The following is a 12,246-nucleotide window of genomic DNA, read 5'->3' as shown; positions in this document are numbered from 1 at the left end:
GAAATTTATGAAAAATAAAAAGGAAATCGCACTAGTTTATAATAATATTAATAGATATAAGGCTTGTAGATTATCAAAATATTTAATCGGATTAACTGTAAACGGTTACAATTTATTTGAGCTAAAGGTGAAATATATGTCAAACAAAAGATGGACATTAACTTTTTTATTCTTAATTATTTTGTTTCTATATGTTTTTATTCAATTTATATGGACGTCAAAGCAGATGGAAGAGACAGTGGAAGCTCTTGACAAAAGGGTTTCCCTACATGAAGAACCTCCGCATTTTATTCTTATTGCTCAAGAATTCGATAATCCATACTGGCGGAAAGTAGAAAAAGGTGCTCAGGATGCTGCAAAAAAGTTTCAAGTAGAAGTTGAATATGTCGCTCCGTTACGAACAAGTATTGAAGAACAGATTAAGCTATTAGAAAAAGCAATTGCTTCTAAAGTAGATGGAATCATTGTTCAAAGTTTGGATGAAGAAGCATTTACTCCAATCATTAATAAAGCAATATCCAAAAATATTCCAATTATCACAATTGATACAGATGCTAAAGCGAGCCGTCGTCTATCCTATATAGGGACAGACAATTTTGCAGCTGGTCAATTGCTTGGGAAAACCGTGGTAGATATGACAACAGGGCAGCATAAAATTGGGGTTATTATTGGGAGTGAATCATCTGACAATCAACAGGAGCGGCTAGATGGTTTTTTGTCAGTTATTAAACAACATCCAAGGTTAGAAGTAGTGGAAGTCCAAGCATCCAATATTTCAAGAATACAAGCGTCCATTCAAGCTGATATTATGTTAAGAAAATATCCCGATATTTCAGTGATGGTTGGGACAAGTGCTTTAGATGCAATTGGTATGACAGTGGCTGTGAAAAATTTGCAACGATCCGATATTCAAATTTTTGGATTTGATGACGTCGAAGAAACATTATTGGCAATAAAAAAAGGAGAGATTACAGCAACCATCATTCAAAAACCATATGAAATGGGTTTTATTGCTGTTCAATTAATGTCCAAGCATTTGCAAGGACAACCTATTCCAAACGTATATTTTACTTCAAGCAAAAAAGTAGATGCATCAAACGTACAAATGGAGGTAACACCGTGAATATACGGACAAAATTGTTTATCTTTATTCCATTGCTCGTCATTTTACTCAATACTATAGCATTTTTTATTTTTGATAGTGGAAAAAAAGTTCAAAAGAGCTATGACTTCATGGTCCATCGTATTTACTTATACAAACAAATTTCCAATGAAACTCAAGAAAATCTTCGCTATTTAAGCAGCTATCTCATATATCAAGACAAAGAAAATCTTAACTTGCTAATTAAACATAAAGCTAATTTAGAAGCTCTGCAAAATAATTTAAGCAACAATTCGGCCAGTAATGCTTTAGTAGTTGATAATTACAAAAATATGATCAATACTTTTCTCCAACTGGAAGAAGCTATTTTAACAAACTTAAAAGAAAAAAAATTTCTGGATCAAGCTGATCAATTCAAAGAAATAGAAAGAGTTGCTTCTTTCATTCGGGAGGATAGCCAACAACTAGTAGACATGGAATTGAGTGAATACCAGCCTGTGTATAATAGTATGTTGGCAATTAACGAAAATATGAATAAATGGGGAGGAAGTTTGTTTATTGTAACCACAGCATTAAGTATCGTATTTGCTATCTGGCTGTCTCGAAGTATCGTCATTCCCATTCAGCAGCTTGTTCAAACAGCTAAACAAGTCGCTGCGGGAGACTTAAATACGAACGTGCCGATATACCAGCCAAATGATGAGGTTGGGGTACTAGGAAAAGTGTTTAATCAGATGATTGAAAATTTACGAAAATTAATCTCTAAAAATATGGAAATACTAGAAAAAGAAAAATTAATGAGAGAATTAGAGTTAAAAGCACTTCAAAGTCAAATTAACCCGCACTTTTTATTTAACACATTAAATGTGATCTCAAAGCTTGCATATATTGAAGGAGCTGAAAAAACGAGTGAACTAACCATTTCTACTTCCAATTTATTACGATATAATTTGCGGAAATTAAACGAACCTGTCATGCTGCGTGAAGAAATTGAAAATGCAAAAGAGTATTTTGCCATACAAAAAGCACGATTTCGTGACCGTATTTCATTTCAAATGGAGATTGATAATCATTGTTTAGACCAATCAATACCTGCACTTACGATTCAGCCTTTGCTTGAAAATGCTTTTGTCCACGGGATCGAATCAATGGAATCAGGAGCTGTTATTGAGTTAAGCGTCAAAGAAAAAGAAGGAAGAGTGTTGGTGAAAATTTCGGATAATGGTGTAGGGATGGATGAAAAGATTGTGAAAACAATACTCGAGTCACCATCTTTTTCAATTAAAAAATCAACAGGACATTCAACAGGATTAGGAATGGAAAATGTGTTTCGACGTTTGCGATTATTTTACCAAGTACATGATATCGTGGATATTAAAAGCAAGCAAGGTCGCGGCACCACGATTTTGTTGTCATTACCAAGAGTAAGGGGGGAAAAGATGCATGTATAAACTTCTCATTGCAGATGATGAACCTCTAGAGCGTGAAGGGTTAGAATTGATGATTCAAAAATGTTTGCCCAATCAATTTCAAATTTTTCATGCTGAAAATGGCCGATTGGCGATACAACAGATGGAAAAGCATCAGCCGGAAATTATATTTATGGATTTAAAAATGCCTGGTATTCAAGGACTGGAGGCGATTGAAGAAATAAAAAAACAAAATCCTAAGATTAAAATCATTATATTAACTGCATTTGATTATTTTTCCTATGCAAAAGAAGCCATTGAACTCGGTGTGAATGATTATATTTTAAAACCAGCTAAAAAAGAGAAAATTGTCTCTGTGTTGAAAAAATGTATATCAGAATTAGAAGAAGAATTGCTAAATCGTGAGAAGGAACTGAAAATGAAAGAAAAGCTGGGACACCTTTTTTCAATTAGTGAATCCGAATGTGCCCTAATGATTATGATGGATGCAGTATCAGAAACAGACGTGGATGAATTGCTTTCTCTGTTAAAAATCCCTCACCGAACTAGCGTAGCCTTTGTCATTGAATTTTCCGATATAAAGATGGAAGAGAAACAAGATTTATACCAAATTGTCAAAAGGTATATGAAAAATAAACAAGAGTGTATATGCAGTCCTTTAATCGATCATCGTATGACGATATTTTCTTTTCCTTCCGATCAGGACATGACGAGAAATCAATGGATTACTCTTTCCATGAAATGGTTGAAGGAAATCGAAAAACGAACAAACAAAAAAATTAAAATAGGAATTGGTACTTTGCAAAAGGATATTCAAGGCTTTAAAAAGTCATATCAAGAAGCTCTTCTGGCTGTAACATCTCAACCGTATTTTGGACGGGTAAAACATATTTCAGAAGTAGAGGCTGCACACGATTCAGACAAGAAAGAAAAGAATCGAGCTTTACTAAATTCAGAGAATACGAAGGGACTAGATATAGCACTTCAATTTATTTCTGATCATTTTCACGAAGATATTACACTAGAGGAAGTCGCTCAATTGATGAATTTTCATCCACACTATTTTAGTAAACGATTTAAACAGGAAACGGGCCAAACGTTCTCTGATTTTTTAACACATATGCGTATTGAAAAAGCGAAAGAACTGATGAAACAATACCATCTTAACGTAAAAGAAATCTCTTATTATGTTGGTTATAACGATCCTAACTATTTTAGTCGAGTTTTTAAAAAAGTTACGAAAATGACGCCAAAAGAGTATCGAAACCAACTGCAGAAAAATAAATGATAAATTCGATCACTTCTCCTATACGTGCAGGAGGGGTGATCTTTTTTTAGCACTTTTTTGACAAATATTAAAAGAGTCCTATTTTGGTAGTCAGTAAAATTTTTACAGGTGAAAAATGTCCCTTTATAAGTCGAAAAAGTGAAGGAAATAAGAAAGAAATCGTTTTCATATGCGTGATAGGCTTAAAAATGAAAGCGTAAACATTACGAGGGGGGTTTCAAATGAAGAAATGGTGGAAAACTTTATCGATGGCAGCTGCATCACTTGTTTTAGCTTCTGCTTTAACAGGATGCGGCGTTGTTTCATCGGGAGGCGAGGACAAAAGCAGTCAAGCAAAAGAAGATGGCGACAAAATTGTGGTTGGTTTCTCAATGGATACGTTAAAGGAGGAGCGCTGGCAGCGCGATAAAGACCTGTTTGAAGCAAAGGTAAAAGAATTAGGAGCAGAAGTAAAAACGCTTGCGGCTAATGGCGATGATGCCGCTCAATTGAATCAAGCAGAACAATTAATTTCCGAAGGGGTAGATGTGTTAGTTGTTGTACCACATAATGCAGAAGCTACAGCAGCTATTGTTGACAAAGCGCATAAAGAAGGAATTAAGGTTATTTCGTATGACCGCCTGATTAAAAATGCAGATGTAGACTACTATGTATCTTTTGACAATGTTCGAGTTGGGGAAATGCAGGCGAAAGAGATTGTTAAGCAAGCACCGACTGGAAACTATGTATACATCGGTGGTGCCGATACAGATAATAATGCTCACCTATTCCGTGAAGGAGCTATGAATGTGTTAAAACCGCTTGAAGAAAAAGGGGATATTAAGATTGTTTATGATCAGTTCTCAAAGGACTGGAAGCCTGAAGAAGCATTGAAAAATATGGAAAACGCTTTAACAGCAAATAAAAATAATATTCAAGCAGTTATAGCAGCAAATGATGGCACAGCTGGCGGCGCCATTCAAGCATTAGCGGCTCAAGGACTGGCAGGGAAAATCCCTGTGTCTGGTCAAGATGCAGAGCTGGCTGCGCTGCAACGCATCGTGGAAGGAACGCAAACAATGACGGTTTATAAACCAATTCATGCTATTGCCACGAAAGCGGCTGAAATAGCTGTAGCTGTTGCAAAAGGAGAAAAAATCGAAACAGATCAAAAAATACCGAACGGTAAAATCGATGTTCCATCTATCCTTCTCGATCCTATTGCTGTAACGAAAGAAAATGTTCTAGATACTGTCATTAAAGATGGATTTCACAAATTAGAAGATGTCTATCAAAATGTTCCAAAAGATCAATGGCCAAAACAGAATTAAATGTTATAAAGGCTGACTCTTACAAAAGAGTCAGACCTTTCTCATTCTATCATGCTGCGAATGGGAGGGAAGATGGTTGTATTCGTTAGAGATGGATCAAATAACAAAAGAGTTTCCCGGAGTGAAAGCATTAGACCGTGTAACATTTAAAGTGAAAAAAGGTGAAATTCATGCGCTCTGTGGTGAAAATGGAGCGGGTAAATCGACGTTAATGAAAGTATTAAGTGGATTATATCCAACTGGAACATATTCAGGAGAGATTCGTATAAACGGAACCCCTGTACATTTCCGCAATATTAAAGATGCAGAAAAGGCAGGGATTGCAATTATTCACCAAGAACTTGCACTCGTTAAAGATTTGACAGTTGGAGAGAACATTTTTCTAGGAGCAGAACCGAAAAAATATGGCGTCATCCAATGGGATCAATTGTTTTATGAGTCATCCGAATGGTTAAATGCAGTAGGTTTAAATGTGGCTCCTCAAACGAAAATCTATTCACTTGGCATCGGGCAGCAACAACTTGTGGAAATTGCCAAAGCTTTGTCTAAAAATACGAAGATATTGATTTTAGATGAACCGACAGCTGCCTTAACAGAGAGTGAAGTCGAAATATTAATGGGAATTTTAGAGGAATTAAGAAAAAAAGGGGTAACATGTATTTACATTTCTCACAAAATGCCTGAAGTTTTTCGTTTAGCTGATTCTATAACCGTCTTACGTGATGGAAAATCCATTGCAACTCTATCCAAAGATGAAACAAGTGAGGATGAAATTATTTCTTTAATGGTCGGCAGAGAATTAACGGAACGATATCCGCAAGCTGAACGAACTCCAAAAGAAACGATTCTTGAAGTGAAAAACTATTCTGTCTGGCATCCAGACATGCCAAAAATGAAGGTAAATGATAATATTTCCTTTTCACTTAGAAAAGGAGAGATCCTTGGAATAGCTGGATTAATGGGGTCTGGTAGATCAGAGCTTGCCACAAGTCTTTTTGGAGCATATGAGGGAAAACGGGAAGGCGAGGTATGGATAGAAGGTAAAAAGGTTCACATTCGCAACGTTCAAGATGCTATTAATGAAGGGATAGCATTAGTGACAGAGGATCGAAAACGCTTTGGTCTTGTTTTAAGTATGGATGTGAAAACAAATACCACTCTTGCCAGTTTGAAAAAAATTAGCAAATGGGGCGTTATGAACCATAATGAAGAAATGAAATCAAGCCAACAGTTTGTCCAGAAGTTAAAAACTAAAACGGCATCTCTTGAAACGAAAGTTGGAGCATTATCGGGAGGGAATCAGCAAAAAGTCGTTATTGCCAAATGGTTGATGTCTAAGCCGAAAATTTTAATTTTAGATGAACCTACACGGGGAATTGATGTAGGGGCAAAATATGAGATTTATCAATTAATGAATCAGCTGGTTAATGAAGGAGTCGCAATCATTATGATCTCATCAGAGTTGCCTGAAATACTTGGTATGAGCGATCGAATTCTGGTCATGAACGAAGGCAGATTTGTGAAAGAGCTGACGAAAGAAGAAGCCACACAAGAAAAAATTATGTCAGCAGCAACGGGAGGAGGGAAATAAATGGAATTAAAAGTGACGGCTCAACAAAAGACAAATGTCAAAAAAAAGTCGTTGAAAGATATAATCGGAAAAATTGACGTACGGGCTTATACGATGATTGGTGCCATAGTTGCGATTTGGCTGTTCTTTGGAATTTTGAACGATACATTCTTAACAGCGCGTAACCTTTCAAATTTATTCACTCAAATGTCTGTTACTTCTATTTTAGCGATTGGAATGGTCCTCGTTATTGTTGCCGGACACATTGACTTATCTGTCGGATCCATTGTAGGCCTTACAGGAGGTATTGCTGCCATATTTAGTAACTGGATGGGAATGCCAACGATTGTTGTCATTGTTGTCACGTTAGTTGCTGGTGCAATTGTTGGCCTACTTCAGGGTTGGCTAGTTGCCTATCAGGCAATTCCTGCATTTATTGTCACTTTAGGCGGTATGATGGCATTTCGCGGCATCTTAATGGGAATAACGAAATCAACAACCATTCCTATTTTTGATGCGAATTTTATTGCCCTTGGAAGTGCCTATTTTACAAATATGTTTGGGATTGTGTTGGCCATACTAGCAGTAGTCATTTTGGTTATTTTAACAATAAGAAAACGAAAAACTCGCTTAAATTATGGATTTGAAGTAATGCCTCTTTCATTGGAAATCATGAAAATACTTTTTCTTAGCTCACTCATTGTTTTATTCGTCATCACGATGAACAGCTATAAAGGAATTCCGTTTCCCATTATATTTGTTATCGGTTTGGCAGTCATTTTTTCATTTATTGCGAATAACACAACATTTGGCCGTCATATTTATGCAATTGGCGGAAATTCAGAAGCTGCGCGTTTATCAGGAATTAATATTAAAAGTCGCACGATGATGCTGTTTGTATTTAGCGGATTGTTATCAGCCGTTGCAGCAATTGTGTTAACAGCTCGTCTTTCTTCTGCTACCATTTCGGCTGGCCAGATGTATGAATTAGATGCTATCGCTGCATGTGTCATTGGCGGAACCTCTTTAATGGGCGGATCTGGAACGATTATTGGTGCGATTATAGGGGCCATGGTCATGACATCGCTCGATAATGGAATGTCCCTTATGGGGTTGGACACCTATTGGCAGTACATTGTGAAAGGAAGTATTCTTGTACTAGCAGTCTGGATAGATATTGCAAGCCGTAAAAAAAAATAAGTAGTTAAAAATCTGCTACAAAAGGGCTGAACTTTGGATATCATTCATAGTTTCAGCCCTATTTGTATTGGTAAAAAATGCACCAGTATGCTGTATATAATTATGAAGACTATATCAAACTATGGAAAGCTTGGAATAAACCTCATTTCATTTCCTATCCTTGTGGTCATTTAGGCATCGTATTTCAACGAAGGAAAATCACTAAGGACGGAATGTGATTTATTAAATGTAAAATCACATAAATAAAAAAGCCTATAGGTAATTCTAGAAGCAATTAAGAAGTTCGATAACTAAACTTACCTCTTAAATAAGCCTAATTTTTTTGCTGCTTTTTTCTTCCATTTTTTAAAATGTTGTTGACATGGTTTTTGACCGTTCGGATGGAAATGAACATTTCATCTGCAATTTCACGTATTATCTATGAACTCTAATATTTTTCATTCGGTTGGCGTTAGTTGTGATTGGATTTTTTCCATCTTATATTGATTTTCTATCTTTTTAACTTGCAAAATTCTTTGGTCAAGTCCAAATTATTGTGTAAATTCCCCCCTACGAACTTTACTTTCTATAATTTGGATGGGGATGTTTAATAAGTCGTTTTTCGGCTTATAGACGCTCTTTTAATGTTTTAGAAATGTTGATAGATTGATATTTTTCAATGAGGATTTGACTTTTTAGACAGCCTCTATTGGATATATTTTTTAACTATCACTTTTTTGATTAATTCTTTCACAAACCGTTTCGTTTATATCTAAATTCGGTAAAAAATAAATTAAGATAGAAATGAAGAATATTTATGAAAGGAGTGAAAAAATGAAGCAATACCATATCATTGTTTCAGGACGTGTGCAAGGAGTGGGGTTTCGATATTTTACGCAATCAAAAGCGGTCGAGCACCAAATTTCCGGTTGGGTTCGAAACAAGATGGACGGAACGGTTGAAATCGTTGCAGAAGGAGAGGAGCAAAATTTACAGAACTTTCTTGCCTCTATTCAAAAAGGTAGTCCTTTTTCAAAAGTTGAAAATATACAATTAACGGAACATGATGAAGTGGAAGGCTTTCAAAAGTTTGATATTCGTTATTAATCATTAAAGCATCAATATGATAAAACACCCCTATTTGTACAAGGGGTGTTTTAATAAGGCAACACTTTTAAATTGAAAAATGTCATTAGATCGGCCACCAATGGAAGCCGTCTTTGGCAAGAAGTTCATCCGCTTCTTTAGGACCCATCGAGCCTGCCTCATAGTTAGGGAAGGCTGCTTTTTTACGGGACCATGCATTTGAAATCGGATCAACATATGCCCATGATAAGGCGACTTCATCCCAGTGGGTAAAATTCGTGGCATCGCCTTGCATGCAATCATATAGCAATCTTTCATATGCCTCCGGAGTGTTCATGCCGTCGATGCCGTTATTGTTGTAAGAAAGCTTAATTGGTGTAGCCTCTGAGCTTACTCCCGCTTTTTTGGCATTGAGATGAAGCGTAATCCCTTCATCAGGCTGGATATGGATGACAAGCAAGTTTGGAACGCGGTCGCTTTCCTTTTTAAAGTATAGGTTCATTGGAATATCTTTAAATTCGACAACAATTTTTGTTGATTTTTCTTTCATCCGCTTTCCTGTGCGAATGTAAAAAGGAACGCCTGCCCAACGGTAATTGTCAATCAAAATCTTTCCGGCCACAAACGTTTCTGTATTGGAATCGGGATCTACATTTGCTTCTTCTCGGTAGCCGATAACCTCTTTTCCATTAATTATTCCCTTTGTATATTGGCCTCTTACAAAATAGCTGTCGACTTCATTTTCCTGAATTGGCCGTAAAGCACGAAGCACTTTAATTTTTTCGGAACGAATTTCGTCAGTCGTTAATTTAATTGGCGGTTCCATCGCAAGCAAGGCCACCATCTGCAGCATATGGTTTTGCACCATATCTCTGAGCGCACCGGATGTTTCATAATAGTTGCCCCGGTCTTCCACGCCGAGTGATTCGCTTGAAGTAATTTGAATATTGGAAATAAAACGGTTATTCCATAAATGTTCAAAAAGCGCATTGGCAAATCGAATGACTTCAATATTTTGCACCATTTCTTTTCCTAAATAGTGGTCGATTCGGTAAATTTGCTCTTCATCGAATGCGGTGCGGATTTCATCGTTTAATTTTTGGGCGGAAGCTAGGTCATGGCCGAACGGCTTTTCAATGACAAGTCTTGTCCATCCGTTTGTATCTTTTAAACCGTGCTCTTTTAAATTGTTAGCGATGATTCCGAAAAATTCAGGCGCCATCGCCAAGTAAAAGACTCGGTTCCCTTCCGTTTGATATTTTTCATCCAAGTCGGAAAGTAAGCTTTTTAAGCTGTGATACGAAGACTGGTTCGATACATCAAACGGATGATAATAAAAATGCGAAGTAAAGGATGTTAGATCGCTGTTGACGGAAACTGCATTTTCAACGGAATCTTTAACATTTTCTCTGAACGTTTCGTTCGTCCATGGTCTTCTTGCCACGCCAACGACCGCGAATTCTTCGCTGATCTTACCGCTTTGATATAAACGGTAAATGGATGGGAATAATTTCCGTTTTGCTAAATCTCCTGTTGCTCCGAATATAATGATGATTGCTTTTGGTAACTGGATTGTATTCACTGAACGTACCTCACTTTATCGTTTTGCTATAAATTTTGCTAAAAATATGTACCCGTTCAAATATTTAATTTTAAAGGTAAACGTACTGTAACGCAAATAATATTTGCTGATTTTTCTGCTAAATATTGAATGAATGTATTATAATAACAGATAAAAAGACATTTGGAGGAGCGAACGTTGAATCTTTATTTTTTAGGAACAGGTGCTGGTCTGCCGGCCAAACATCGAAATGTGTCTTCCATTGCGCTTGAATTGCTTGAAGAACGCGGTTCTATTTGGCTGTTTGATTGCGGCGAGGCGACACAGCACCGGATTTTATATACGAACATCAAACCGGCAAAAATTGAAAAAATTTTTATTACGCATTTGCATGGTGATCATATATACGGACTTCCCGGTTTGTTAGGAACAAGATCCTTTCATGGCGCCGAGAGCCCGCTCGTAATTTACGGTCCTCCCGGCATTAAAGAATTTGTGGAACAAACTTTGAAGTTAAGCTTTACTCATCTTAAATATCCGCTTATTACAAAAGAAATATTTGACGATGAAACCGTTTTTGAGGATGATCAATTCATCGTTAAGGTAAAGAAATTGGAGCACGGCATCCCTTCATTCGGTTATCGGATTATAGAGAAGGATCTGCCCGGAACACTTTTAGCGGATCGATTAAAAGAAATTGGAGTAAAACCTGGACCTATATACAAAAAATTAAAAAATGGCGAAACAGTCCAACTTGCTGATGGAAGAGTTTTGAATGGAAAAGATTTTTTAGGTCCTGTCAAAAAAGGACGGATTGTTTCGATTTTGGGTGATACAAGATATTGCAAGCAAAGCGTCGAATTATCAAAGGATGCGGATGTTTTAGTGCATGAGGCGACATTTGCAAAGGATGAAGAGCTTTTGGCCTACAATTATTTTCATTCGACAACAGTTCAAGCAGCGCAAATTGCTTTAGAGGCAAACGCAAAAACGTTATGGCTGACGCATATTAGCTCGCGATATCAAGGCGAAGAGGATTGTCAAATGCTTCTTGCTGAAGCAAGGGCTGTATTTCCAGAAGCAAGCCTTGCCCATGATTTTTTATGTGTCCCAATTCCTAAAAAGTAGAAAATGGTATGGGGATGCCAAAAATGAAACTTTCGCCGCCTTTTTTACATAGAATAAAAGAATCGTCTACAGGCATATTTAGTCCTATAATCGGGCAAAAAAATCGTCGACATGATTCTTGCAGAATCTCTGAACTTTCAAAATTTTTTCGGTTGCGGCAATGAAAGAATTATATGTTGATTCAACACTCACAGTATGCTTTGGAAAATGCAATATGCAAACAAAAGCTGCCTCAAAAGGCTTTTTTGAGACAGCTTCTTCTTGTGCGCCCGGCATGGGTGTAATCTATAGGGTGAAAGTCCCGAGCTGCGAAGGCAGAAGTAGCAGTTAGCTTAACGCAAGGGTGTCCGTGGTGACGCGGAATCTGAAGGAAGCGAGCGGCAAACTTCCGGTCTGAGGAACACGAACTTCATATGAGGCTAGGTATCACTGGGTGAGTTTGCAAGACAAAACAAAGCCCTTTCTGCCGAAGGTGATACAGAGTAAATGAAGCAGATGGATGGAAGGAAAGATTACACTCTTACCCGGGGAGGTCTGGCTGGCACGCCAAGTAACCTTGGTAACCTATCTAGTGATAGATAGCTGAACCGTC

At 37.1% G+C, this 12,246-nt stretch carries 9 protein-coding genes; 8 read left to right on the top strand and 1 reads right to left on the bottom strand.

The window, feature by feature from the left end; translation table 11 throughout:
• Positions 1-7 precede the first annotated feature (7 nt).
• The 7 genes from NSU19_RS12800 to NSU19_RS12770 all read left to right on the top strand — a co-directional run bounded on the left by NSU19_RS12800 (position 8) and on the right by NSU19_RS12770 (position 8,986).
• The gene (locus NSU19_RS12800) at positions 8-1,123 is read left to right on the top strand and encodes a sugar-binding protein (RefSeq protein ID WP_339196776.1); all 1,116 of its coding nucleotides are present in this window, start codon (positions 8-10) and stop codon (positions 1,121-1,123) included.
• Positions 1,120-2,553 (top strand): sensor histidine kinase, encoded by a 1,434-nt coding sequence (locus NSU19_RS12795; RefSeq protein WP_144596820.1) that lies wholly within the window; start codon positions 1,120-1,122, stop codon positions 2,551-2,553. The genes NSU19_RS12800 and NSU19_RS12795 overlap by 4 nt, the downstream gene beginning before the upstream one ends.
• Positions 2,546-3,820: a response regulator gene (locus NSU19_RS12790; protein WP_066247636.1), complete on the top strand. Its 1,275-nt coding sequence runs from the start codon at positions 2,546-2,548 to the stop codon at positions 3,818-3,820. Before NSU19_RS12795 ends, NSU19_RS12790 begins: the two co-directional genes overlap by 8 nt.
• A 221-nt stretch (positions 3,821-4,041) precedes the next feature.
• Positions 4,042-5,130: a D-xylose ABC transporter substrate-binding protein gene (xylF, locus tag NSU19_RS12785; RefSeq protein WP_066247637.1), complete on the top strand. Its 1,089-nt coding sequence runs from the start codon at positions 4,042-4,044 to the stop codon at positions 5,128-5,130.
• 91 nt (positions 5,131-5,221) lie between these two features.
• Positions 5,222-6,721, top strand: coding sequence for a xylose ABC transporter ATP-binding protein (locus tag NSU19_RS12780; RefSeq protein WP_130157813.1), 1,500 nt, complete (start codon positions 5,222-5,224; stop codon positions 6,719-6,721).
• On the top strand, positions 6,722-7,900 hold the full coding sequence (locus NSU19_RS12775) for a sugar ABC transporter permease (RefSeq protein ID WP_327874122.1): 1,179 nt from the start codon (positions 6,722-6,724) through the stop codon (positions 7,898-7,900).
• An 813-nt stretch (positions 7,901-8,713) separates the two neighbouring features.
• Entirely contained in the window at positions 8,714-8,986 is a 273-nt protein-coding gene (locus NSU19_RS12770; RefSeq protein ID WP_094246179.1) for an acylphosphatase, read from the top strand.
• 85 nt (positions 8,987-9,071) lie between these two features.
• Here the strand turns inward: NSU19_RS12770 and zwf are convergent, their stop codons facing one another.
• Positions 9,072-10,547 (bottom strand): glucose-6-phosphate dehydrogenase, encoded by a 1,476-nt coding sequence (gene zwf, locus NSU19_RS12765; RefSeq protein ID WP_339193021.1) that lies wholly within the window; start codon positions 10,545-10,547, stop codon positions 9,072-9,074.
• A 177-nt stretch (positions 10,548-10,724) separates the two neighbouring features.
• On the opposite strand from zwf, the gene rnz reads away from it, so the two are divergent.
• Positions 10,725-11,654, top strand: a complete 930-nt coding sequence (rnz, locus tag NSU19_RS12760; protein WP_130157788.1) for a ribonuclease Z — start codon at positions 10,725-10,727, stop codon at positions 11,652-11,654.
• Positions 11,655-12,246 lie beyond the last annotated feature (592 nt).

This window comes from Aeribacillus sp. FSL k6-2211 (genome assembly GCF_037966125.1).
GTDB lineage: Bacteria > Bacillota > Bacilli > Bacillales > Aeribacillaceae > Aeribacillus > Aeribacillus composti.
This window is presented reverse-complemented; position numbering and strand designations above follow the sequence as displayed.